19 protein-coding genes, 1 tRNA gene and 1 other annotated feature (1 of these 21 running past the window's edge) are annotated in these 24,094 nt (G+C 46.4%); of the genes, 13 read left to right on the top strand and 7 right to left on the bottom strand.

Going from position 1 to position 24,094, the window contains the following annotated elements; genetic code table 11:
- Positions 1 to 80: 80 nt before the first annotated feature.
- The 4 genes from COP04_RS14965 to COP04_RS14945 form a co-directional block, all read right to left on the bottom strand.
- Positions 81 to 734: a DsbA family protein gene (locus COP04_RS14965; RefSeq protein WP_100488739.1), complete on the bottom strand. Its 654-nt coding sequence runs from the start codon at positions 732 to 734 to the stop codon at positions 81 to 83.
- 629 nt (positions 735 to 1,363) lie between these two features.
- On the bottom strand, positions 1,364 to 2,146 hold the full coding sequence (locus tag COP04_RS14960; RefSeq protein ID WP_162297112.1) for an alpha/beta fold hydrolase: 783 nt from the start codon (positions 2,144 to 2,146) through the stop codon (positions 1,364 to 1,366).
- Positions 2,147 to 2,821: 675 nt separating this feature from the next.
- A tRNA-Arg gene (locus COP04_RS14950) sits at positions 2,822 to 2,895 on the bottom strand.
- A 110-nt stretch (positions 2,896 to 3,005) separates the two neighbouring features.
- Positions 3,006 to 3,656 carry a TIGR01906 family membrane protein gene (locus COP04_RS14945; protein ID WP_100488737.1) on the bottom strand — a complete coding sequence of 217 codons (651 nt, stop codon included), beginning with the start codon at positions 3,654 to 3,656 and terminating at the stop codon, positions 3,006 to 3,008.
- A 297-nt stretch (positions 3,657 to 3,953) separates the two neighbouring features.
- Between COP04_RS14945 and COP04_RS14940 the strand changes: the two genes are divergently transcribed.
- A complete protein-coding gene (locus COP04_RS14940) occupies positions 3,954 to 5,117 on the top strand; it encodes an iron-containing alcohol dehydrogenase (RefSeq protein ID WP_100488736.1) in 1,164 nt (387 codons plus the stop codon).
- A 157-nt stretch (positions 5,118 to 5,274) separates the two neighbouring features.
- Here the strand turns inward: COP04_RS14940 and COP04_RS14935 are convergent, their stop codons facing one another.
- Together COP04_RS14935 and COP04_RS14930 are read right to left on the bottom strand one after the other, a co-directional pair.
- Positions 5,275 to 5,622, bottom strand: coding sequence for a YolD-like family protein (locus COP04_RS14935; protein WP_100488735.1), 348 nt, complete (start codon positions 5,620 to 5,622; stop codon positions 5,275 to 5,277).
- Positions 5,619 to 6,845, bottom strand: coding sequence for a DNA polymerase IV (locus tag COP04_RS14930; protein WP_100488734.1), 1,227 nt, complete (start codon positions 6,843 to 6,845; stop codon positions 5,619 to 5,621). Before COP04_RS14930 ends, COP04_RS14935 begins: the two co-directional genes overlap by 4 nt.
- A gap of 464 nt (positions 6,846 to 7,309) precedes the next feature.
- Between COP04_RS14930 and COP04_RS14925 the strand changes: the two genes are divergently transcribed.
- From COP04_RS14925 to COP04_RS14870, 12 genes are all read left to right on the top strand, one after another.
- Positions 7,310 to 8,554 carry an aminopeptidase gene (locus tag COP04_RS14925; RefSeq protein WP_100488733.1) on the top strand — a complete coding sequence of 415 codons (1,245 nt, stop codon included), beginning with the start codon at positions 7,310 to 7,312 and terminating at the stop codon, positions 8,552 to 8,554.
- A 98-nt stretch (positions 8,555 to 8,652) separates the two neighbouring features.
- Positions 8,653 to 9,711 carry a tetratricopeptide repeat protein gene (locus tag COP04_RS14920; RefSeq protein WP_100488732.1) on the top strand — a complete coding sequence of 353 codons (1,059 nt, stop codon included), beginning with the start codon at positions 8,653 to 8,655 and terminating at the stop codon, positions 9,709 to 9,711.
- A gap of 212 nt (positions 9,712 to 9,923) precedes the next feature.
- Positions 9,924 to 11,252: a trigger factor gene (tig, locus tag COP04_RS14915; protein ID WP_100488731.1), complete on the top strand. Its 1,329-nt coding sequence runs from the start codon at positions 9,924 to 9,926 to the stop codon at positions 11,250 to 11,252.
- A gap of 503 nt (positions 11,253 to 11,755) precedes the next feature.
- On the top strand, positions 11,756 to 13,030 hold the full coding sequence (gene clpX, locus COP04_RS14910; RefSeq protein WP_100488730.1) for an ATP-dependent protease ATP-binding subunit ClpX: 1,275 nt from the start codon (positions 11,756 to 11,758) through the stop codon (positions 13,028 to 13,030).
- 162 nt (positions 13,031 to 13,192) lie between these two features.
- Positions 13,193 to 14,914 carry an ATP-dependent protease LonB gene (gene lonB, locus COP04_RS14905; protein WP_100488729.1) on the top strand — a complete coding sequence of 574 codons (1,722 nt, stop codon included), beginning with the start codon at positions 13,193 to 13,195 and terminating at the stop codon, positions 14,912 to 14,914.
- A gap of 585 nt (positions 14,915 to 15,499) precedes the next feature.
- Positions 15,500 to 16,084 carry a ribosome biogenesis GTP-binding protein YihA/YsxC gene (gene yihA, locus COP04_RS14900; protein WP_100488728.1) on the top strand — a complete coding sequence of 195 codons (585 nt, stop codon included), beginning with the start codon at positions 15,500 to 15,502 and terminating at the stop codon, positions 16,082 to 16,084.
- A 190-nt stretch (positions 16,085 to 16,274) separates the two neighbouring features.
- The gene (gene hemA / locus COP04_RS14895) at positions 16,275 to 17,753 is read left to right on the top strand and encodes a glutamyl-tRNA reductase (RefSeq protein ID WP_100488727.1); all 1,479 of its coding nucleotides are present in this window, start codon (positions 16,275 to 16,277) and stop codon (positions 17,751 to 17,753) included.
- Positions 17,705 to 18,997 (top strand): glutamate-1-semialdehyde 2,1-aminomutase, encoded by a 1,293-nt coding sequence (hemL, locus tag COP04_RS14890; RefSeq protein WP_100488726.1) that lies wholly within the window; start codon positions 17,705 to 17,707, stop codon positions 18,995 to 18,997. Before hemA ends, hemL begins: the two co-directional genes overlap by 49 nt.
- A gap of 260 nt (positions 18,998 to 19,257) precedes the next feature.
- A complete protein-coding gene (locus COP04_RS14885; protein WP_100488725.1) occupies positions 19,258 to 19,944 on the top strand; it encodes a DUF421 domain-containing protein in 687 nt (228 codons plus the stop codon).
- Positions 19,945 to 20,067: 123 nt separating this feature from the next.
- Positions 20,068 to 21,495, top strand: a complete 1,428-nt coding sequence (locus COP04_RS14880) for a LysM peptidoglycan-binding domain-containing protein (protein ID WP_100488724.1) — start codon at positions 20,068 to 20,070, stop codon at positions 21,493 to 21,495.
- The gene (locus tag COP04_RS14875) at positions 21,488 to 22,405 is read left to right on the top strand and encodes a hypothetical protein (RefSeq protein ID WP_100488723.1); all 918 of its coding nucleotides are present in this window, start codon (positions 21,488 to 21,490) and stop codon (positions 22,403 to 22,405) included. Before COP04_RS14880 ends, COP04_RS14875 begins: the two co-directional genes overlap by 8 nt.
- A gap of 22 nt (positions 22,406 to 22,427) precedes the next feature.
- Positions 22,428 to 23,468 carry a protein kinase family protein gene (locus COP04_RS14870; RefSeq protein ID WP_239984895.1) on the top strand — a complete coding sequence of 347 codons (1,041 nt, stop codon included), beginning with the start codon at positions 22,428 to 22,430 and terminating at the stop codon, positions 23,466 to 23,468.
- Here the strand turns inward: COP04_RS14870 and COP04_RS14865 are convergent, their stop codons facing one another.
- Positions 23,469 to 23,660 carry a hypothetical protein gene (locus COP04_RS14865; RefSeq protein WP_239984894.1) on the bottom strand — a complete coding sequence of 64 codons (192 nt, stop codon included), beginning with the start codon at positions 23,658 to 23,660 and terminating at the stop codon, positions 23,469 to 23,471. It abuts the gene before it with no gap.
- A 271-nt stretch (positions 23,661 to 23,931) separates the two neighbouring features.
- Positions 23,932 to 24,094 (top strand) — a binding site (T-box leader) (it continues 90 nt past the right edge of the window).

Here is a 24,094-nt window from a genome sequence, read left to right as displayed (position 1 = left end):
CTCATAGAGCCAGTAAAATAACACAGAATCATTTTTTAGATGCTTGCAGAAATGATTCCATTTCTTCCTGTTTGATTCAGTTATTTCAATTCTTTTTTGATGGCTTCGTAATTAAATGGATTTACGTTTTTGTCATTGACAAGAAGTGTTGGCGTTCCTCTAACCCCAATTTTCTCAGCGTTATTTTCAAGAGATTCAACATTTCTCATATATTTATTGGTTTTTATGATTGATTTAAATTGCCGGATGTCTAGTTTCGGAATAACTTTTTTAGCAAGTCTAATTAACAATGTATCTGTCACCCAATTTTTATTTTCATTTTGCTGTGCATGAAAAAGGGCATCATGGAAAGCAAAGAAGGATTTGGGATATTTTTTTGAGACATAGTAAGCTGCGTTAGCGGCTTTGTATGAGTTTGGACCTAAGACTGTATAATTAATATAATAAAATTTTGCCTTACCGGTATCCAGCAAATTTTTTTGGATGGATGGGTAGACTTCATTCTGAAATTTATAGCACCAGGGACAGCGGTAATCGCCGAATTCAATGATAATATTTTTTGCTTGTTTTTTTCCGTTAAAGGGTTGTCCGCTCAGGTCAAATCGTTCTGAATCTGGAATTTTGATCTGCTTTGTGCTGCTTGCATAGCCATTCTTCATCGAAAAAACCCCTGCAGTAACTGCAGCAATAGTCACAAGAGCCAAGCAGAGAATTAAAAAGGCTTTTTTTCCCATTTAAGTTCCTCCAAAAGCGTTATTCTAGATAGACAGCAAAGCATCTTCGTCCAAGTTTATGGTTTGTCTTGATTCTATGCATTTGAGGAAAAATTAATGCCACCCGGGGGTAAGATCATCCATCTGGATTCTCATCGTATGTTGCTTCCTTCGAAGACTCATCAAATGGATCATGTGTGAATTCAAACATCTAAGAGGTCGATCACAAAGAGTTGAATTATGGCTCGAAGAACTGGTCCAGAGAGAACCTCGATTATTTGGCCACTGGGCACTCGGATGGAAACCGTAAAAGGTGAATGATAGGAACCGTGTGAATCGAGAGGTTCACGTACGGTTTGTAAGAGCCTGTAGGTGGAAGTCTACTCGACTGAGAGGACGGGGGGGAAAATCATCTCCTCCTACTCGAGGCCTGCTTTCCGATTTCTTTCTCAGTATCGTTAACAACTTTATGTAGTTTTAAAATAAAGCTTGTTAAAAAGCGTTCGACAAAACCATACTTTTCTTCTTGAATGAACTTTCTGCTTTATAAAAAAGTTTAATTATATGGTAGGAACGTCCATATATCAATCAATACGATTAATTTTTGTCTTTGAAAAAGTTTGATCTGTGGGAACCTTAAATTGATTTGTTTAGCTTATGTTTAAAAATTTGCTTATGACCCTTTTAAAACGTTCAGGGTTTTCCAGTCTTAGCAAATGACCTTCATTGTCAAATTCAATGAATTGCGCATCCGGAATTAAATCTGAAACTTCTTTTCCCAGGTCAGGCGGATTTAAATTATCGAACTTTCCGCTGATTACGAGTGTAGGCAGCTTTATTTTTGGGAGATCTTCTCGGAAATCAAATCGGGTGATCGACTGGATCGCCGCCTGTTTTTGGATAACGGACAGATGATCATGTTGTAACGTCTGCTCTACGATTGGATCCAATCTTGAGGGTGTATGAATCACATATTTAAATAAAATCCTGAATGCTTCGTCGCTTGTTTTACCGATTAATTCATGGGCGTGTTCCCGTTGCACTTTCCCAAATGATGATCCTTCACCATGCGATGCTGGGACAACAAGGATCAGCTTTGATAACAAATCAGGCCGTTTGACTGCGATCCCTTGTGCGATGTAGCTTCCCAGAGACTCGCCCAGAAGTATGACATTCCTGAGACCTAATCGGGTGATCAGCGCAATCCCGTCATGGATATGATCGTCAAGCGTGTACTTTTCAGGTTTTGATGAGTTGCCGTGGCCCCGTAGATCATAGCGGACGACTAAGTGTTCTTTGCTCATCCACTCAAATTCCTGATCAAATGTTAAATGACTATTTGTTACACCGTGTATTAATAAGATAGGCGGATTGCCATTTCCTTTTTCTTCATAATAAATCTGAGTGTTTTCATAGGTCGATAAAATAGCCAAATCCATCATTCCTTTCGATTATGGGGCGGGTTGCTTGTAAGAATCACTTTTTGAAAAATTGTAATATTTTTACTAACAATTATAAATGCATCTGCAAAATAAGAACAGGAATATGCCCACCTAATATCGGTTGAGCAATGTAGAGAAGTTGATGATAATGTTTCATTAAAAGTAAAATTTTGTCTCTATGAAAAATATAGAGTTCTGTCGTTAAATGGATTCCGATCGATTAGTTCTTAATTCCTTTCAAAAGAGTTGAATGAGCTAATGAGGAGACATCTTGAACCTTTAACCACGGATAGTCTGCGCCGATTTCTGTATCTCGACCTTGCGTAATCTACTTTTTAACTTCAGATGTTCATCTCCTTTTGGACATAAAAACACCCCTTAGATATTCAATCCAAAGGGGGAAAACGTTGCAATTTTTTTATAAACGATTCGACTTTTTTCAAAATGGTGCATCTTTATTTCAAATCTACACTTTATTGTAAATTAAACGACTTGTTTTGCGATTAAACAATTTTATTGTTTGGATACATTGGTTGACTCTAGACCCCACCTATAAACGTGTGTTAATTCATTTTTGCACCCGATTTGCACCTTGATGATTTTTAGTGGGAGAAAACATGATTTAACAAAAGAAAAAAAGCCTTTAAAATAAAGGCTTTTTTAGTATGTCCCAGAGGGGATTCGAACCCGTGACCCACGGCTTAGAAGGCCGTTGCTCTATCCAGCTGAGCTACTGGGACAGATGAACCCGTCTTTAAAAAGACTAACGACGACCTATATTATTTTAGAGGTTCATGTTTGTCCTGTCAATGTTTGTTTTCATTTTTCAGGTTAGAATCCGCTTGTTTGTTCATTTAGCGGATTTTTCTCCCGACAGCTTTCTGTAAAAAACAGTCAGCGCAATAATGCCAAGGATGATGATCCCCAGGACAAGCAGTGCAGCATGGAGAAAGAAGGTTTCCGGCAGAATTGTGATGACGGGATCTGTTGCAGCGTTAAAGATCCAGTAATTATTCCTGAAGAAAATTTTATGAAAAATAATAAATGAGTCATTAAAGTCCAGTGTAAAAGCAATCAGCGGAACAATTGTAAAAAATGCTAAAGCGATAGCCGCTGTTTTTAAAAAATAATAATCTCTGTGTTTGATTTTGATCCAAAAACCGGTGACGTTGATCAGCAAGGTTGCAATGAGCAGAATGTCGATGAAGGTGAAAATCCTTTTAACATCTTCAAAATGGATGCGCCCGTGCACGGAGTAAGCTAAGGACGGGAGATGGAATGGCTGCGGCATCGGGTTCAGCAGATAGTAAATCATGTAATTGTAATTATCGACGATCCGCCTGTAGCTCAAGCCGGACTGCGCCATAATGTTCAGATGGCGGACATCAAAGTAGTATAGCGGCGTAAACAGCAGGGTCAGCTGCACGGCAAGACAGATAATGAAAAGGGCCAGAGACAGTGAGAGCATAAGCTGGAAAAGACGATAACGTGAGAAAGTCAAGGGAACACACATCCTAAGCTGTTGATGTAACGAGCATCATTGTGTCGATTTAAGGTCACCTGTCAAGAAAATGCGGGACGAGAAGCAATGCTGCGGATTGCCGTCATTATCTTATGTACATGTACCAGTATAGACGGAAGTATGATAAAAGGAAACGAGTTGACCTAATTCTGTCGCTATTACATAGCATGGGTGTTCATGTAGATTCCGTGCAAAGAATAGACGGACAAGTTTATAATAAATGAGTGAAAAGGTTTTTCTTTCAGATTTGGATTTTATTGAATGGGGCGATGGATCTTGGATAATTTTACATTTCACAATCCGACGAAGCTTATTTTCGGAAAAGGACAGCTTGAACAGTTGAAAAATGAGATTCCAAAGTACGGCAGAAGGGTGCTGCTTGTCTATGGGGGCGGCAGTATCAAACGGACGGGCCTCTACGATCAGGTAAAGCAGATCCTGGACGGGCTTCATGCGGAGGTTTCGGAACTGTCCGGCGTGGAGCCTAATCCGAGACTGACGACCGTGAAACGGGGCATTGATATTTGTGCGACAGAAGATATTCAGTTTCTGCTCGCGGTTGGCGGTGGGAGTGTGATCGACTGCACGAAAGCGATTGCGGTCGGTGCGAAATTTGACGGTGATCCGTGGGAATTTGTGACTCGAAAAAAAGCGGTGCATGATGCACTTCCGTTTGGTACGGTGCTGACGCTTGCTGCTACCGGATCGGAAATGAATGCCAATTCGGTCATCACCAATTGGGACACTCATGAAAAATATGGCTGGAGCTGCGCTTATTCTTACCCGGCATTCTCCATCCTTGATCCGACATTTACCTTTTCTGTGCCGAAAAATCAGACAATCTATGGCATGGTTGATATGATGGCTCATGTTTTTGAACATTATTTCCATCCAACTGAGCATACACCGCTTCAGGACAGGCTGTGCGAGTCAATTCTGCAGACGGTTATGGAAACCGCGCCAAAGCTGGTTAACGATCTCGAAAATTATGATCTGCGCGAAACGATTCTCTACTGCGGCACAATGGCCCTGAATGGGATGGTTTCTATGGGCTTTGCGGGCGACTGGGCATCGCATAATATTGAACATGCCGTATCGGCGGTTTATGATATTCCCCATGGCGGCGGTCTTGCGATTCTTTTCCCGAACTGGATGAAACATAATCTGGATGTGAATGTCGGACGTTTCAAACAGTTGGCGGTGCGCGTGTTTGGTGTTGATCCGGCGGGCAAATCGGATCGCGACACGGCTTTGGAGGGCATCGAAGCGCTGCGCCGTTTTTGGACAAGCATCGGTGCGCCGAGCCGACTGGCTGATTACGACATTGATGACAGCAAAATCGATCTGATTGCCGATCGGGCTATGGCCAGAGGCGAATTTGGCCAGTTTAAACGGCTGAACCGAGAAGATACACTGGCAATTCTCCGGGCCTCACTCTGATTTTGAGCACAAAAAAGCGGCTGCCCCATTTTATTGGGGCGGCCTTCTTGCGTTCTGGGACCTGCACTAAGGGTGTGAAAATTTTAGAAAAACAGGATACTGAAGCTGTTCGCTTGAAAAACTCTATGTGATGAGGAAGAAAAAGAATTTTTTCCTGCTACTGAAACTGCACATCGGTAATATCGCGAAAGAAAATTTTCCATGAGATACCGAATGGATCGTGAATCTGCAGATGACTGTCGGGACCGTCCGGCAGGGAGACACAGCCTGTCATAGTTTCGATGAATCCGTTTTTGTAATAGCGAACGCTGACAGGGCGGGCTTCAGCTATTGCGATGTTGATGGTGCGGCCAATTTCTTCCCATTCCTGTTCATCCAGCAGCGGCCGGCTGATTTTTTCATTATTCCGGAAGTGTTTCCGCAGCGCCTGTACATGCTCCGGCAGCATCATCCGGCTGGATTCCCAGCGCATATTCGAACCCTTTGTCAGCTTATTACCTTTCATTTATAATGCCCTCCAATCTTTGCCGCACGTACTTGAAGCTGGCTTGCCGGCATGAGCGATGGCCCGCGAAAAATAGCTGTTTTCCCGTATTTTCGATAAATGGCGTCGACAGCGGTGCTCAGCTTCTCCTTTTCCTCCAGCCGTCCGAACAAATCAAGCTGGCAATTATCTCTGGTCTGGAGCTCCGACAAAGTCACCGCGGCGCTGCGCACCGGCTTCCGGTCCCAGTTTTCCGTAAACAGCCGATCGGCCGCCCGATAGATATCCAGGCCAAAACTGGTGGCAGCGGGCAGCCTGGTTTGTCGGTGGAATCCTGCGTGACGCTCAAGACTGCCGGATATGCTGACAGACACGACATGCCCCATGTATTTCTTTGTTCGAGCCCGGTAGGCGATTTCTTCACTGAGCTCGAGCAGAATCACGCGGATATCTTTGATTTCCGAGTAGTCGTAAGGCAGCGTCATGTGATGGCCGATTGCTTTCTGCTCCCTGAATGTTCCCGCGGAAACAGGAGAAGTGTCCATCCCGTGCGCGGTCATCCAAAGCAGTTCACCGTTCACACCCCATCTTTTGCGCAGCAGATTAAGCGGGTAGTGAGCCAGATGGCCGATTTTTCGGATACCCATGCCAATCAAATTTCGTTCCATCCGGCGACCCACACCGAATAACTCACTGATGGGCAATGGCCAGAGCTTTTGCTCAATGTTCTCTCGAGTGAGTTCAAATATACCTGTCTTATTCTTTTTTCCAAAATGATCGCAGGCCATTTTTGCAAGCACTTTATTCGGACCAATGCCGATCCGGGCGTAAATGCCGGTCTGTTCCAGCAATGTGTCCTGAATGCAATGGGCAAATTCGTTCGGCGACGCGAAGAAGTGCAGACTTCCGGTCACATCGATGAACTGTTCGTCAACTGAATAGGGCTCAACCCCGTCTGTGAACCGCTCCAGAATCTGTGTGATCCGGACGGACATGTCAATATAATGCTGCATTCTCGGCCGACGTATAACTGCTTCCGGGCACTTGATCAGCGCCTGACCCAGCGGCTCAACGGTGATCACGCCACGATCTTTAGCCAGCGGGCAGGCCGCCAGCACAATGCCGCTCCTTTGCTGGGGATCGCCGGCGACAATCAGCGGTTTATATCTGAATTCCGGATGGTCGGCTTTCTCACAGGAAGCATAAAAAGTCTGCATATCGACGAGAAAAATCACGCGATCCATTTTCATCCCCCACTTTTTAAATTTGGTTCCATTATACACGAATGTACGTTCTTAATCACAGGAAAATAAAAACATACGTTCTTTTTTACTGCCTCGTTTTCGCTCTTTTCCGTTCCACAGCAAGTCGGCTATAATAATGGAAGGGTTCGAAAAGCTCGGAAAAAGGTAGGGAGGGACTTCTGCTAACAGAAGAAGGAACTTTCAAAAGGATCTTTCGCTAAATACGTACACGTCTCGTACTGCTTCACGGAGTGAAATTTCGACTAAATCTGATGACCTTGTCCTCCTTTTCGAACAGCCTATAATAGAATAAAAATACATAGCGCCTGGGCGGAGGAAAGTGGCCGAACAGGCAGGGGATTTTCGACTAAAAACACACATCGTGCGCATGCCGAAGTTACCACCTCCTGCAGCTGTCCGGCATAGGCTATCCATGGTGTTCAGGTGCACTGAGGGTGGATCAGATGGGAAAATTTGAGGAAGAACTGAAGAAATTTGCCCGGCTTGCAGTCAGAACCGGCGTCAATCTGCAGAAGGGACAGGGGCTTGTTATTTCCGCACCGATTGAGGCCAGCCACTTTGCACATCTGATTGCGGAGGAGGCCTACAAAGCGGGGGCCAGAAATGTCGAGATGGATTGGGAGGATGATGCAATTTCCCTGCTCCGTCTTCAGCATGCGCCACTTGAAGCACTGAAACATATACCGGCATGGAAATTTTACGCAAGGAACACAGCCGTGCGGGATGATTATGCCGTTTTGAGTGTTTACGGGCCCAATCCGGATCTTCTGGAAAAAATGGACGGAATCCGTGTGGCTGCTTATATGAAATCTACCGGCAAGGAAACCGCGCCATTCCGTGAATATTTGATGAATGACAGGATACAGTGGTCCATTGTTGCATACCCGACAGTTGCCTGGTCAAAGAAAATGTTTCCGGATAAGCCGGTTGCCGAAGCTCAGGAGCTGCTCATGAAAGAAGTCTTGAGAATCAGCCGCGTGGCAGGAAACGAGGATCCGGTTGCAGTGTGGGAAGAACACAATAAGCGGCTGCATGCTGCCAGAGATTTTCTGAACACACAGAAGTTCAGACAGCTGATTTACCATTCTGAGGGTACAGATCTGGCAATCAGCCTGCCTGAAGGGCATATTTGGGGCGGGGGTTCCGGTACTTCCGAAGCAGGTATAGATTTCAATGCAAACATCCCGACAGAAGAGGTGTTTACACTGCCAGATAAAAGAGGGGTGAACGGTACAGTCTCCAGCACGATGCCCCTGAACAGCAACGGACAGATTATCGACCGGTTCTCGCTGACTTTTAAAGATGGGGAAATTGTGGACTTCAGAGCAGAAAAAGGGGAAGAAGCGCTGAAACACCTTCTGGCAACAGACGAAGGATCCCGCCGGCTCGGAGAAGTCGCACTGGTGCCGCACCACTCACCTGTCTCAGAGTCCGGCATGGTTTTTTACAATACTTTATTTGACGAGAATGCTTCCTGTCATTTGGCGCTTGGAAAAGCTTATCCGATCTGCATCGAAGGTGGGAACGTCATGAATGAAAAACAGCTTGATCGAGCGGGCGTCAATGACAGCATTGTGCATGAAGATTTTATGGTTGGGTCAGCTGAACTGGACATTGACGGGGTGAAGGCAGATGGGACTCAGATACCGGTTTTTCGCCATGGGGACTGGGCCTTCGATTTCAGATAATATTGAAACGTGCACTGCGGCGTTCTCCAAAGTTCATTGCGAACCGGCAGTGAAACTGATATTCTAAAGGTAATGACACATGGACGGGACTGGGAAGGATGAAAAAAAACAGAAAGAAGCCGGTGCCCGGCGGTGACAATATCGTTCTGTTCCCAGATCTGGAGAGCAGACTTCTCAACAAGGCCACGGCGCTTGTTGCGGAAAAACACTATCGTGAAGCTAGGTCTCTGTTCGGGAAACTTCTCGAATTGAACAGCCATGATCTGAAAGGATTGTATGGCTGGGCGGTCTGTTCGGTTGAGCTGGGCGATTATCCTCAGGCGGAAGAAGCCGCACGGCAGCTGCTTTTGGGTAATACACCCTACTACTACGATGTTTTCCGGCTTTATCTGACGATCCTGATAGAAAAAAAGGATTACCACGGGGCACTGAGTGAAATCCGGCGGCTGGGCGGGCGTAAGAACCTTCCTCCAGAGTCGAAGGAATTTCTTCGTCAGATGAAAAAGTTCTGTGAAATCCGGCTTAACGAACGGGAAACGGATGCTAGGGATCCGGAAAACAGTGAACGGTACCATGCAGACTGGACGGCAAACGTCTCTAAAAAGGAACGGCAGATTGACTGGACTGAGCTGAAGCAGGCTAAGCCTAAAGATCAAATGATGTTGATTCACAACATTGCCGATCGGCTGGACAAGGAAAGCATACCGGAAATTCAGCACTTTCTCCTTGATAAGCAACAGAACCCGGAGATTAAAACCATGCTGCTGTGCGCGGTCAAGGAAAACCGGCTGACGGAAAAAATGGACGTATGGAAATTTGGGAAAGCTTATCGGGTGACATTCGACCACAATTTTCTGCATAAGGAGTTTTCTGATCAAATTGAAGCGCAGATCGGTCAGGTTCTTAATTCGGAAAATCCGACACTGGCAACTTTGGCTATTGAGACAGAACGCTTTTTTACGATGACCGTTTATCCGAAACCGTTTGATCCTCCGTCCGCCCGCGTGTGGGCAGCTGTTTTTTCTATTCAGGCTTCTCAGACCGGCGAAATGGGAGAAAAAGTTGAGGATATGCTTGAACTTTTCGGCGTTTCAGGGAATGAATTTCAAAACGCATGTCGGATGGTGCATGAAATTGAAGGGTACGGAATCCGTTAGGCAGCGTGAATTTTCAGAAGCTGGAATTGTACAAACCATGATAATTTGGTCCAAATCAGTTTTTTCAGTCAGACTCTTATGTTATAATAACGTAGTTGCATTATTTTAATGTGCGTGAAAAAGACGTTCCGACTGCAAAATGGCATGACGGATGTCCGCCCGCCATTAGAAAGCCGTTGTGCTGCAAAGATAGATGTTGGAGGTAAAAATAAATGACTGTAGAAGCAAGTTGGGAAAAGAAAGAAGGAAATGTCGGCACGCTGACTTTTGAAGTGGATGCTGACAGTTTTAGCCAGGCGCTGGATAAGGCGTTCAAAAAAGTCGTTAAAAAAGTCAATGTACCAGGATTCCGAAAAGGCCGTGTGCCGCGTGTGCTCTTTGAACAGCGTTTCGGGGTTGAAGCATTGTATGAAGACGCAATTGACTTTGTCCTTCCGGATGCTTATTCCGAAGCGATTGACCAGACCGGCATTGAACCTGTAGACAAGCCTCAGGTTGATGTTGAGGAAATTGGCAAGGGCAAGAAGCTTGTACTGAAAGCAGATGTCACCGTCAAGCCGGAAGTCAAGCTTGGTGAATATAAGGGCCTTGAAGTGGAAGAAAAAAGTACCGAAGTAACGGATGCCGATGTGGATCATGAAATCGGGCATCTACAGGAACGCTATGCTGAACTGGTTGTCAAAGACGACGGTGAAGTTGAAAAAGGCGACACAGTCGTAATCGATTTCGATGGTTATGTGGATGGTAAGCAGTTTGAAGGCGGCAAAGCTGAAAACTACTCGCTTGAAATTGGCTCAGGTTCATTTATTCCGGGTTTCGAAGATCAGCTGATCGGCATGAAGGCTGACAGTGAAAAAGATGTTGTCGTAACGTTCCCGGAAGACTACCATGCAGAAGATTTGAAGAGCAAGGAAGCAACGTTTAAAGTCAAGATACATGAAATCAAGCAGAAACAGCTTCCCGAACTTGATGATGAATTTGCCAAAGATGTTGACGAGGATGTCGACACGTTTGCTGAGTTGAAAGAGAAAACCAGAAACCATCTGAAAGAGCACAGAGAATCGGATGCCGAGTCAAGCAAGCGTGAAAGCGTTGTGGAGCAGGCGGCTGCTAATGCTGAAATGGACATTCCGGAAGTTATGGTTACAAATGAACAGGATAACATGGTGAAAGAATTTGAGCAGAGTCTGAAAGCTCAGGGTATGACGCTCGACATGTACAGTAAGCTGACAGGCTCCGATGAAAACGCACTTCGCGACCAGATGAAAGAGGATGCCAAAAAGCGCGTCCGCTCAAATCTGACACTTGAAGCGATCGCTAAAGCTGAGAAGATTGAGCCTTCTGAAGAAGACGTTGAAGAAGAACTGAAGAAAATGTCTGACACATATAAGCTCAGTGTAGAGCAGCTGAAATCTGCGCTGGGGAGCACTGAACTGGTAAAGGGAGACCTCAGGCTGCGTCAGGCTGTGGATTTCCTTGTAGAGAACAGCAAACCGAAGGCGGCAGAGGCTGAAAAAAAAGCTGCTGAAGAAGAAAAATAAAATCAGCTAAATGCTGAAAAAGATATGCATGATGTGGGTGGGCAGATGTGAAAGCAGGCTTCTGCCCGCCTGTCATTATTAGCTGTTTTTTTATGGTATTTCTTCCTTTGTAACAGCACACCATTTTTTATATAATGACTCATATTTATTCCGGCAAGACATATAGCTTATCGGAAGACTTGTTTTATGATACAATGCCTACATAAAGAAAACTCGCTGACTGCCAAGTCGTAGACGACGGCAGAGGCGTAGTTGCACTTACACTATATTCCCTGATTTTTTTGATCGGATTTGTGTAAAGAAAACTCGCCGACTGCCAAGCCGCAGACACCGGCAGAGGCTGTGCATCAGGATCTGTCATTTTCATGTCTGTTAAGGGGAAGGATATAGGTAAATCAGGCCGGGTACAATTTCGAAGGCCTATCCCATCAGCTTGAGAATAACCGAGTGCTTCGCTCTTGTCTGGAGTAATGATGGACGATAGAATGAATAGGGGTGAAAACATGTTCAAATTTAACGAAGAAAAAGGACAGCTGAAATGCTCTTTCTGTGGAAAGACTCAAGACCAGGTCCGCAAGCTCGTTGCCGGACCGGGTGTCTACATTTGTGATGAATGCATTGAATTGTGCACGGAAATTGTAGAAGAAGAACTGGGCACGGACGAAGAGGTTGAATTCAAAGATATTCCGAAACCACAGGAGATCTGCTCTATACTGGAAGATTATGTGATCGGACAGAATGATGCAAAGAAGAATTTATCCGTTGCCGTTTATAACCACTATAAAAGAATCAATACAAAGCAGAAACCGGATGACGTCGAGCTATCCAAGAGTAATATTATGATGATTGGACCGACGGGCAGCGGGAAAACACTGCTTGCTCAGACACTGGCGCGTATTTTGAATGTACCGTTTGCGATTGCCGATGCGACGTCGCTAACGGAAGCCGGCTATGTTGGAGAAGACGTGGAGAATATTTTGCTTAAACTGATTCAGGCAGCAGATTACGATGTGGAAAAAGCTGAAAAGGGCATTATTTACATCGATGAAATTGATAAAATAGCCCGCAAGTCGGAAAATCCGTCAATTACAAGAGATGTTTCCGGCGAAGGTGTGCAGCAGGCGTTGCTGAAAATTCTTGAAGGCACGGTGGCCAGTGTGCCGCCTCAGGGCGGGCGCAAGCATCCGCATCAGGAATTCATTCAGATCGACACCACAAACATTTTGTTCATCTGCGGAGGCGCCTTTGATGGTATTGAACAGATCATCAAACGTCGTCTGGGTAAAAAGGTCATTGGATTTGGCGCCGGGATGAAGGGTCAGGACATACAGCGTGACGATGCGCTGAAAAGTGTGCTGCCGGAAGATTTGCTGAAATTTGGGTTGATTCCTGAATTTATCGGACGCCTTCCTGTCATCACCACTTTGAAGCAGCTTGATGAAGATGCGCTGGTCGATATCCTGACCAAACCGAAAAACGCCCTTGTCAAGCAGTATAAGAAATTGCTTGAGCTGGACGATGTTGAACTGGAATTTACGGATGATGCGCTCCGTGCTATTGCCAAATTGGCCATTGAGCGTAAAACCGGTGCACGCGGACTCCGCTCAATTATTGAAGGTATGACACTGGACTTGATGTATGAGATTCCTTCACGCGATGATATTGAAAAATGTATTATCACAAAGGCAACTGTTGAGGGTAAAGAACGTCCAACGCTGCAGATGAGTGACGGCACGACGGTCATTAAGAGTGCCGAAACCCCCAAAGAAAGTGCATGATCGATCAAAATTAATGAGTTGAAAAGCGGTTCTCCAGCGAGGGGGGCCGCTTTTTGTTACCCATCATTTGATTAACTCCCGGCGAGGCTGGAAATACTGCCCAATAGAATAAAAGGAACGGACGGTGATTCAGCCGTTTCTTTCAGGGAGGCAAGCAACAAAATGAGTTGGATGATTTTACTGATTTTTACACAAATTTTCTTTGGCGCCATCATTGGGCTGTATTTCTGGAATCTGCTGCGCAATCAGCATGTACAGCGCATTTCTGTTGATAAGGAATCAAAAAAGGAAATGGAGCAGCTTGCCAGAATGCGGAACCGTTCTTTGTCCGAACCGCTGTCCGAACGCATCCGTCCGAAATCGCTGGAAGATGTCATTGGTCAGAAAGAGGGAATCCAGGCATTGCGGGCCGCACTTTGTGGAGCCAATCCGCAGCATGTGATCGTATACGGACCGCCGGGAATCGGCAAAACAGCCGCGGCGCGTCTTGTTCTTGAAGAAGCGAAAAGAAATCCGAAGTCTCCTTTCAAGAGTGATTCACCTTTTATTGAATTGGACGGGGCGACGGCCAGATTTGATGAGCGCGGCATTGCCGATCCGCTGATTGGTTCCGTCCACGATCCGATTTATCAAGGTGCCGGAGCCATGGGCCAGGCGGGAATCCCTCAGCCGAAGGAAGGTGCGGTAACACATGCGCACGGCGGTGTTCTTTTTATTGACGAAATTGGTGAACTGCATCCGATTCAGCTGAATAAACTGCTGAAAGTTCTGGAGGACCGCAAAGTTTTTCTTGAAAGTGCTTATTACAGTCCAGAAAATCAGCAGATTCCGGCATATGTTCACGACATTTTTCAGAAGGGGCTGCCGGCAGATTTTCGGTTGATCGGCGCCACAACGCGCCGTCCGGAAGAAATTCCACCGGCAATCCGCTCGCGCTGCCTCGAGATCTTTTTCAGCGAGCTGAGCAGAACGGAGATTCAGAAAATTGCCGGCCGTGCTGCGGACAAGTTAAACTTGTCCGTGCCGCAGGTTTGCCTGGAGAAAATTGCGGACTATGCAAAAAACGGACGTGAAGCGGTAAACATAATGCAAATTGCGGCGGGTATGGCGATGTACCAGGATGGAGACACCCGAAAAATTGGCCTGAAAGAGATTGAATGGGTGATCCGTTCAAGCCGCCTGGCACCGAAGCCCAACGTAAAAGTGCCGCAGAAACCCGAGATCGGTCTGGTCAGCGGGCTGGCCGTGTATGGTCCGGGTCAGGGCGTTCTGCTTGAGGTTGAGGCAGCGGCTGTAAAAACACGCCGTGGAGGAAGTCTGACCATTACGGGGATCGCTGAAGAAGAAACGATGGGTTCTTCCGGACGGTCGGTTACGCGGAAAAGCATGGCACGCGGCTCGGTTGAAAATGTACTTACCGTACTGAACCGCATGGGCTTTGCAACTTACAAATACCATATTCATGTTAACTTTCCGGGTGGTTCACTTGTTGACGGGCCTTCCGCCGGCATCTCCATGGCCGTTGCGATTTGCTCTGCCATTCTTTGCCGCTGCGTCAGCCCGGATCTGGCCATGACAGGCGAACTCGGCCTCCATGGCCAGGTCAAACCGATCGGCGGTGTTATGGCAAAAGTGGAGGCGGCGGCTGAGGCAGGGGCGAAACGGGTCATCATCCCAAGAGAAAATATGCAGGAAACACTGAAAAATTTTGGAAAAGTGGAGGTCATTCCGGTCGATTCCCTTCGAGAAGTGCTTGATCTGGCACTGCTTCCACAGGAGAAAACTCAGTTAGATTTGGAACAGACACCTTATTCCGATGCATTGCTCAGCCGTCCGCTCTCAGCACGGTCAGCCGGATTGCGTATTCAGAAGAAAGAATCATGATCCGGCGGAATTTCTGATTAAGAGGTCCTTTCATCTGGTAACATGCTCCGTTTCGAGGTGTAAACACACGAATTCTATGGTAAACTGCAAAGGAATTTGCATATAAAATCACAGCAGAAAATCAACCTATTTATTACTAAATCACCGTTGATTAATCATCCAACAACGGTGATTTTCATGTATGCAGCATTTCACTTCTTAGAATAAACTCCAAATAACAGTATAATGATGACAGGCAGCACAATTAAGTTGACGCAAATCGTGCAATAAAAAAGATATAAGCTCTTTTTTAGAACCGGAGAGGATTTGGCCTAAACAACGGAGAGGATGAGCCGGCCGCTTGTCCTATCAGATAGCCATATCGACGAAAATGAGTGAAGTATCAGCGAAAACTAAATTTTTCTTAACAAGAGCAAAACCAGCAAAAACTTTATTATAGTCAGAATCACAAACAACGTGCGCGGATGAATGGACACGGACCGGTGCTTACGCTAAAATGAGTGATGCACAGCAATGTCCGGAGAAGCATATGTTCGTACAACTGCAGACCATAAACGGGGCCTGCACATCAGGGAGAGTGGATCCATGAAAATCAAGCAGGCGGACTACATTATCAGTGCGGTCGGTCCGGCTCAATATCCTACTGACGGCCTGCCGGAGATTGCCCTGGCCGGGCGTTCAAACGTTGGCAAGTCCACATTCATTAACAAGATGCTGGGCAGAAGAAACTTGGTCAGAACCTCTGAAAAACCGGGGAAAACACAAAAACTGAACTATTTTAAGATAAACGAAGCTTTTTATTTTGTTGATGTGCCGGGATACGGTTACGCTAAAGTATCCAAGGCAGACAAAGAAGCGTGGGGGCGGATGCTCGAAAAGTATTTTTCGGAACGCACTAGGCTGAGTGCAGTCGTTCACCTTGTTGATTTGCGCCATCCCCCGTCCAAAGATGATGTGACGATGCATGATTATTTGGCTTATTTCGGGCACCCTGTCATTACGGTCGCAACCAAAGCGGATAAAATTCCTAAGGGAAAGCACCAGAGCCAGAAGCAGACGATTGCGCGCGATCTCGGGCTCGGGCCTGACGAGCCCTTGATTTTATTTTCTTCAGTGACGGGACTGGGAAAAGATGAAGCTTGGTCTGCCCTGACCCCTTTTCTGAACTGAGTGCGTTTTTGAATGGATTAAGTAACGAAAATCCAGAGACAGAATGCTTCGGAAAAGCGATGCCTTTCTAATGATAGAGCCGGTTTGCCGTTGAGGTGAAAATCTTTGTCAATCATCTTTTTTATTTTAGCTGAACGGCAGGAATGATTTAAGTTGCCTGAAAAGAGAATTATACCGGGGGGGAATTTGGATGCACATTCTGGCGATTGGGGTAAACTTTCGCGGCGCCCCGATTAAAATCAGGGAGAAGCTGACATTTGAGCCATCGGATCTTGAAAAAGCATTGAAGGAACTCCATAAAACGAAGGGCATTTTTGAAAATGTGATTGTGTCAACCTGCAATAGAACTGAAATTTATGCTGTCAGTGATCGGACGGACACGGGATGCTATGCGGTTAAACACTTTTTCACCAACTGGTTTCATGTAACTATGGAAGAATTATTGCCGCTCCTTCTGGTTAAAGAGGACAAGGAAGCTGTGGATCATTTATTTCATGTCACATGCGGACTGGATTCAATGATTCTCGGTGAAACACAGATTCTCGGGCAGGTGCGCAGCGGTTTTCTTACAGCTCAAAAAAGCGGTGCAACCGGAGCATTTTTCAACGAATTGTTCAAGGAAGCGCTGACAGTGGCAAAACGCGCCCAGAGCGAAACGCACATTAACGATCATCCCGTCTCTGTCAGCTATGCGGCCGTGGAAATGGTGAAAAATACATTCGGTCCTCTGGAAAACAAAAGAGCGTTGATTGTCGGCGCGGGTGAAATGGGCGAGCTCGCACTGAAACATCTGTCTGGTGCCGGTACCAGGGACATCATGATTACGAATCGTACAAAAAGCAAAGCCGATCAGCTGGCGAAACGCCCCGGGCTCCGTTCTGTGCCCTTTGAGTTGTTAAATCGGCTGATTGAAGAGGCGGATATTGTCATCTGCACCACTTCAGCCCAGAGTTTTCTGATCTCCGGCTCCGCTGTTTTTGATGCGCAGATCCGCCGCAGGAAACGGCCGCTGATTCTTGTCGATATTTGCGTACCTCGCAATATTGATCCGGCTGCCGGAAAAATCGCAGGCGTATTCCTCTACGATATTGATGATTTTGAAAAGATTATTGATCATAATCACGAAGCGCGCAGGCAGGCAGCGCAGGAAATAGAGCCGCTGATTGATCATCAGCTGGTCAAGTTTAATGAATGGCTGCTGATGCGTGGGGTTGCTCCTGTTATCTCCGCACTCAGAAAAAAAGCGCTGACGATTCATTCGGAAACTATGAAAAGCATCGAACATAAATTGCCGGGAATGACCGAGCAGGAACACGAAATTATTCGCAAACATGCTCAAAGCATGATCAACCAGCTGCTTCATGATCCCATTAATAAACTTAAAGAACTTGCCGGCAGCGAGAACGGCGAATCCGCCGTTGATCTGTTTGCGGATTTTTTCAACATTGTGGAAGATGAGAGCAAAAGAAATAACAGTGCTTGGGCGCCGGCATGGAAAAATAATTGGACGGATGAGGCGTCTGTCCATGAGCCGCCAACCGCGACAGAAATTGCATCGGCACGATTGCTACATATTACGCAAAGGATGCCATTTTCTGGCTCCAGGGAGAAGGATGAGAAATGGATTTCAGTCAATCAATTGCAGCCTATAAAGAGGCAAAGCCTTTAATGCCGGGCGGGGTCAGCAGTCCTGTCCGGGCTTTTCCGGCTGTTGATCTGAACCCGATCTATATGGATCACGGGAAGGGTTCTAAAATTTATGACTTGGACGGAAATGAATATATTGACTATGTGCTGAGCTGGGGACCGTTGATTCTCGGTCATGCCGATGAAAAAGTAGTCGAGTTTGTGAAGAAAACGGCTGAAAAGGGGACCAGTTTCGGAGCACCGCATGTTCTGGAGACAAAACTCGCTGAACTTGTAGTTGAACGCGTCCCTTCTGTTGAGATGGTGCGGATGGTCAATTCCGGAACAGAAGCGACGATGAGCGCCATCAGGCTCGCACGCGGTTATACAGGAAGAGACAAGATTCTTAAATTTGAAGGCAGCTATCACGGGAGCTCTGATTCTTTACTGATCAAGGCGGGTTCGGGGGTCGCGACGTTGGGCCTTCCAGACAGCCCGGGCGTTCCGGCACAGCTGGCCAGGGACACTCTGACTGTTCCGTATAATGACGCCGAACGAGTCGCGGATGTTTTTAAACAATACGGGCATGATATCGCCTGCATTATTGTTGAACCGGTTGCCGGAAACATGGGCGTTGTTCCGCCGATTCCCGGCTTTCTTGAGGAACTGAGAAGAATAACCAAAGCTTATGGTTCATTGCTTATTTTTGACGAAGTCATGACCGGATTCCGCGTTGCTTATAATTGTGCTCAGGGTTATTACGGCGTAACGCCGGATCTGACGACACTTGGAAAAGTAATCGGCGGCGGCCTCCCGGTCGGTGCCTACGGCGGCAGGCGCGATATTATGAAGCAGATGGCTCCGGAAGGCCCGGTCTACCAGGCAGGCACATTATCCGGTAATCCGCTGGCTATGGCTGCAGGGTACATGACCCTTTCACAATTAACGCCAGAAGATTATCCTGAATTCAGAAAGAAAGCGGACAGGCTGGCGGAAGGTTATCAGAAGGCTGCGAAGAAATATGGCATTCCGCTCACAGTTAATCAGGCCGGGGCAATGATGGGTTTCTTCTTCACCGATCAGAAGGTGATTAATTATAAAAGGTCTAAATCGTCCAATCTGAACCATTTCAAAAAGTATTTTGCTTCAATGATCGAACAGGGAATTTCACTGCCACCGTCCCAGTTCGAGGGTGTTTTTTTATCGACGAAACATTCGATGGAAGACATTGAAAAAACAATCCGGGCGGCGGAAAACGCATTTAAACAGATCGTCGAATCTGAATAATTGAACAACAACATAGACATGAATAAAAAAGTGGAGCTTTTTCAACCGGAGTGGTGAGAAAAGCGCCACTTTTTATTTTAAGTGAAAACAGTGATTTGGAGCCCGTCAGTTTATGCGTGATTATCGAAATTTATACGTGGTTGCTGAATTTTATACGTGAACTTCATTTTGACGTGAGCGCCAAAAAACAAGATAAATATTTCCTGCTGATTAAGCAACACTAAGTATACATAACCAATTTTTCAGAGGGTGGGTTAGACATGCATTTCGTACGGATAGCAATTGAGCTCGTCGTTGGGTTTGCGGCACTTTTCACATTGACAAAAATTCTTGGCAAAGCAACGCTTTCTCAGGTCACGGCGTTTGACTTCATTTCAGCTATCGTTCTGGGTGAATTTGTCGGTAACGCGCTGTATGACAAAGATACCGGCCTTGAATCGATTCTGTTTGCCATTACACTTTGGGGTTTGCTGATCTACATCGTCGAATGGTGCACGCAGAAGTTCCGGGGAACGCGGGGCTTTCTGGAAGGAAAGCCTTCAATTGTTATACGCAACGGCCATCTTGATAGAAAGCAGATGAAAAAAGAGAAGCTTGATCTGAATATGCTGCAGAATCTGCTGCGACAGAAAGATGTTTTTTCGGTCCGTGAGGTGGCCTATGCCATTTTGGAAACCGATGGCACTGTCAGCGTTCTTAAAAAGTCGAAATATGCCAATCCAACAAATGAGGATATGAAGCAGCCGCAAAAACCGGTCTACCTGCCCGTCACAATCATTTTAGACGGTGAAGTGGACTGGGATAATCTGAAAAAAGCCGGATTGAATGAGGAATGGCTGCAGAATGAGCTTCGCAAGCACCATATTGATCACGTCAAGGATATCTTTTATTGTGAATGGAAAAAGGATGAGGGAGTTTACCTTGAGAAAAAAGCCGAACCTTCCTGATCATCTGTTTTTTAATGAATTGACCGTTTTTCCAGCCGCCGTGCATTCTACAATCATCGTTTGCGCATAAATCCCTGCTTGATGCATAGACCTGTATTAAGAATGGATGAGAGGGTGGAAAGCATGTCTCAATCTTCGGATGATCGCTTGCAGTTTTCAATAAATGAATCGGTATGGCTGAGGGACGACGCGCCTGCCGAAGAAATCCTGTCCATGGCTCTTGAACCGGACATTGCAGTTGAGGAAAACTGGAATGACGTGACCATTAAAGGGTATTTGCGGTTGACCGGTGAATACAAGCCATCGGAAAGCACGGTGGAACCCGATGAAATCAAACCCGCTCCTTTCCGGACGATTGACGAAATCATGGAAACAAATGAAGGGACGGCGGTTCTGGAGCATCATTTCCCAATCGATATCACGATTCCCTCGGATCGTGTACCGGATTTGGAAAATTTGTACGTCGTGATTGAATCATTTGATTACGAACTGGCCGAGCACCGGCATATTCAGCTTCAGGCGGATATTGCCATTACAGGACTGACCAATCCACAGACACCAGAGGAAAGAAAGGAAAAACCGGTTCAAAAACCGAAAGCCCCTGTGCCTAAAGAGAAACCTATGGTAAAGGCCGAAAAACCTGTCCAGCCGGCAGCGAAGAAGGAAAACGTGAAACCCGTCCAACCGGCGACGAAGAAAGAAAACGTGAAACCTGTCCAGCCGGCGGCAAAGAAGGAAAACGTGAAATCTGTCCAGCCGGCAGCGAAGAAGGAAAACGTGAAACCTGCCCAGCCAGCGTTGAAGAAAGAAAACGTGAAACCCGTCCAGCCGGCAGCGAAGAAGGAAAACGTGAAATCTGCCCAGCCAGCGGCGAAAAAAGAAAATGCGAAACCAGTTCAAACTGCAGCAAAAAAGGATAATCAGAAAGGTGCAGTCGTTGCCCCTGGAAAAGCACAGGTACTCCCGACCGATCAGAATCAGCCTGGTCCCAATCAACCTAAAAAAAAGGCGGAAAAAGGTTTTGCAAAATTTTTAAAGGGAAAAAGAGAGGAAGGCCCGGATGCATCGGACGTATATGATGAAGAAATCTTCTCGGGCGAATACGATGAGATGCCAACTGACCGTCAGGATGATGATGAAGAAGGCCTGACAGATTTTCAATATGAAGCCTTTCGCAAACCGGAAGCGCCGGAAGAAGTCGGGACGGCCCCTCTCGTTGCTTTTTCCGAACGGCCTGAGGGAGATCAGCCGGTGAATCAAGTAGATGAAGCCGGTAATCAAAATAATGTTGCGGACTCCGGCCCGGGCGAAAGTAAGAGTGAAGCGAACAGCCTGTATCTGACCAAAGTGCTCGCGGGAGATGAATCCGATCAGAAAACAAGGGTGAAAATCTGTATCGTACAGACAGGTGAATCGTTGGAGAGTATCTCAGAACGTTACCATGTTCCGGTCACCAGTCTGTTGAGAAAAAATGCCCTGGCTTCTGCAAGTATTGAACCGGGCGAGCTCCTTTATATTCCGAAAGTGGCGAAGGGGAGCAAGGATGAATGATGAAGCAGCCTTGCTGATCTCGACACTTCAGAACGGCTACCATTTCCGCGATCTGAGTCTAGCCCGGGAAAGTCCAATGCTGATTGGGACGGAACGGGGGCTGAAACGGATCCGCTTCTGGGGTGATGAACGGCTTCTTCGCCAACATATGGACTGGCGCCGGCAATTGCTCAGCAGCCGCTATTTTATTGATCGAATGTACGTGACTGTTTCCGGGAGCCCTTTTATCCGATTCGGTAGATTTGCAGTCACATGCCATGACGCCCCGCTGGGAAAAGCAGAATTATCCGGCTATGAAGAGGATTGGGCAGAGGTCATCGCCTCATTGGTAATGAAAAGCCGCGGCGCAGTTTCAGAACCAGAGGGAATTTCTGCACTGGCAAGGGCTGAAGCAGTTTACGAACAGGCAGAGAAATCAGGTGCATTCAATGGCCCTGCAGGGAAAATGGCGCGGCTCTGTTATCCTGAGGTTCGTGAACGGGCGTATCAGAGCGATATGCTCAGAAGCAGGCATACGCCGCGCGGCAGGCAGTTTATTTTGCCTGAGGATTTTTCATTCCGGCAAAGCAAGGCACTGCTTGAAACTTTGTTTGTTGAGATCGGCCAATGCGGTGCAGTCAGCGGATACACGGAACTTGCTGACTTTTTCCTTGGATCCGCCATGCATGAAGGAGAAGGCTGTCTGCACAGGTTGTTTTGCCGCATGAAGGAAAAAGGTGTGCCTGACAGGCAGACAGCGGATTTGCTGCAGGCGGCCTGGTATGAACCAAGGGAATGGTTCAGCCTGGCCGCTTCGATGTTCAGAGATGAAGGAGCATCGGAACAGAATACGGATGGATTTAAGAAAATATGGGATCAAAAAACACGGATTATCAGTCTGTTTCAATCTGTTTATGCGGAAACGGGCTGAACGTGGAGGAAGGTGACCTTTTTTGCCTACTGAGCAGAGTATAGAAATTAACCGTATACTTTTTCAGTACGATCTCTTTCCTGTCCGTGTGGAAATCCGAGAACCAATAGTCAAAGTGAACACGGCAAACGGCAGCTATGCTCTGAAACGCAAACAGCTGAGCGAAGATCAGATTGGGCATCTTAAGACTGCTTATTCATTGGCGCACCGCCTGGTTTTTGATGCGGTTTGCCCTTTGCCGTCTAAATACGGCGATCTGATCATTACCGGTGAAGACACCTGTTATTATATATTGCCTTGGGTCGAGGAAACAGTTCCTGAATCGGATACTGTGGAACGTTATCGGCGTCTATTTGTCAAAGCCGGACAGATGCACCGGCAAACGATGCAGGCGGAAAGCAGCGCCGATGCGCTTTTCAAGACGGCACTGCAAGTGGTGACGGCGAGAAAAATGGAATGGGAACAGTTCCTGAACCGTGCAGAACATCACATTTATCCATCTCCCTTCGAGCAAATCGTCTTGAATTCTGCCGGCAGCTATCTAGGTTCATTGGAGCAGGCCGCCGCTTATTTCTCCAAGGGTCCGGAGAACGATGAGAACGGGAAAGGCAAAGGCCTGCGCCGTGCATTATGCCATGGGCGGTTGAGCCCTCTTCATCTGCTGATTGCAGGAGAAAGAAGCTGCCTGACCAATTTTGAAGAATGCCGGGATGATTTTTTCATTATTGAAACGGCAATGATGGTCGAGCAGGCAAATATGATTCTGCCGGCGGACGGGCAGCTATGGGACGGACTGCTCCGCTCCTATATTGATGTCTGCCCGCTTACGGATCAGGAAACGGCATTTTTGTTTCACTTTTTACTCTGTCCCAGAGTGCCTGCTGATTTAATGGGCCGCTATACTTCGGAGCATTCGGAAGATGAACTTTGGTTTATCCGGCGCTGGACGGACTTTAGCAAAGCCCAGGGAAATCTGCTCCACTGTTTTCAACTTTATCTGAAAGAGAAGAAAGAGAAGGAAAGTTCGGATCAGGAAAAGGAAGCTGAAAGCGAAAGCCCGTGATCAAAACCATTTTTTCAGAAAACAGACATAAATGAAAAAAAGGATCGCAGCAAGCAGGACATCAAAGGTGGTTGGAATAAAGATCGCCCGGACCAGCTGAAAAAGAGCGAGCGGGAGAACGATGATGCTGAGACCTTCACGGCATTTTTTAAAGAAAGGCGAAAAGTGATTTTTTTTAAACAATCCGGCCACTCCCCTCTAGTGGATAGAATAAAACTTTGGAAATCCAATTAAACCGCGTGAACATTTAACGAAAAGACATGCCCTTCACAAAATGGTGAAAACCAGACCCATCACATGATACAGGCAGCAGTTGTTCCGTCCCTATGAGATGATTTTCTTTTGTTCTCAGTTTATGAGCGGCAATAGGCGGGTGTGATAAATATCTTTGAAACATTGACGGACAGCAGTGAAAATATGTATAATGATGATTAAACACGTATGATCTATGCGTATATAATATTTAAATGCTAAGACAGGGAGTAGTACACGTCTTTAAGCTGGAAGAGGAGTTCCTGAACTCCTTCTGTAAGAGAGGGAAGCTGATGCGCTGAAAGGCTTCTCAAGCTGGCGGAGTGGAAGTTGCCCTTGAGCAGTCTTTCTGAAAGGCGCAAGCTGAGTAGGAA

It is taken from the genome of Sporolactobacillus pectinivorans, from assembly GCF_002802965.1.
In the GTDB taxonomy this organism is placed as follows: Bacteria; Bacillota; Bacilli; order Bacillales; family Sporolactobacillaceae; genus Sporolactobacillus; species Sporolactobacillus pectinivorans.
The sequence above is the reverse complement of the archived record's forward strand: the minus strand, read 5'-3'. Positions and strand labels throughout refer to the sequence as shown.

Bases quoted from the DNA above. Each gene is read 5' to 3' on its own strand.
- COP04_RS14965 (WP_100488739.1), bottom strand. From the start codon at position 734: ATGGGAAAAAAAGCCTTTTTAATTCTCTGCTTGGCTCTTGTGACTATT.
- COP04_RS14935 (WP_100488735.1), bottom strand. From the start codon at position 5,622: ATGAAAGGTAATAAGCTGACAAAGGGTTCGAATATGCGCTGGGAATCC.
- COP04_RS14930 (WP_100488734.1), bottom strand. From the start codon at position 6,845: ATGGATCGCGTGATTTTTCTCGTCGATATGCAGACTTTTTATGCTTCC.
- COP04_RS14925 (WP_100488733.1), top strand. From the start codon at position 7,310: ATGGGAAAATTTGAGGAAGAACTGAAGAAATTTGCCCGGCTTGCAGTC.
- COP04_RS14920 (WP_100488732.1), top strand. From the start codon at position 8,653: ATGAAAAAAAACAGAAAGAAGCCGGTGCCCGGCGGTGACAATATCGTT.
- tig (WP_100488731.1), top strand. From the start codon at position 9,924: ATGACTGTAGAAGCAAGTTGGGAAAAGAAAGAAGGAAATGTCGGCACG.
- clpX (WP_100488730.1), top strand. From the start codon at position 11,756: ATGTTCAAATTTAACGAAGAAAAAGGACAGCTGAAATGCTCTTTCTGT.
- lonB (WP_100488729.1), top strand. From the start codon at position 13,193: ATGAGTTGGATGATTTTACTGATTTTTACACAAATTTTCTTTGGCGCC.
- yihA (WP_100488728.1), top strand. From the start codon at position 15,500: ATGAAAATCAAGCAGGCGGACTACATTATCAGTGCGGTCGGTCCGGCT.
- hemA (WP_100488727.1), top strand. From the start codon at position 16,275: ATGCACATTCTGGCGATTGGGGTAAACTTTCGCGGCGCCCCGATTAAA.
- hemL (WP_100488726.1), top strand. From the start codon at position 17,705: ATGGATTTCAGTCAATCAATTGCAGCCTATAAAGAGGCAAAGCCTTTA.
- COP04_RS14885 (WP_100488725.1), top strand. From the start codon at position 19,258: ATGCATTTCGTACGGATAGCAATTGAGCTCGTCGTTGGGTTTGCGGCA.
- COP04_RS14880 (WP_100488724.1), top strand. From the start codon at position 20,068: ATGTCTCAATCTTCGGATGATCGCTTGCAGTTTTCAATAAATGAATCG.
- COP04_RS14875 (WP_100488723.1), top strand. From the start codon at position 21,488: ATGAATGATGAAGCAGCCTTGCTGATCTCGACACTTCAGAACGGCTAC.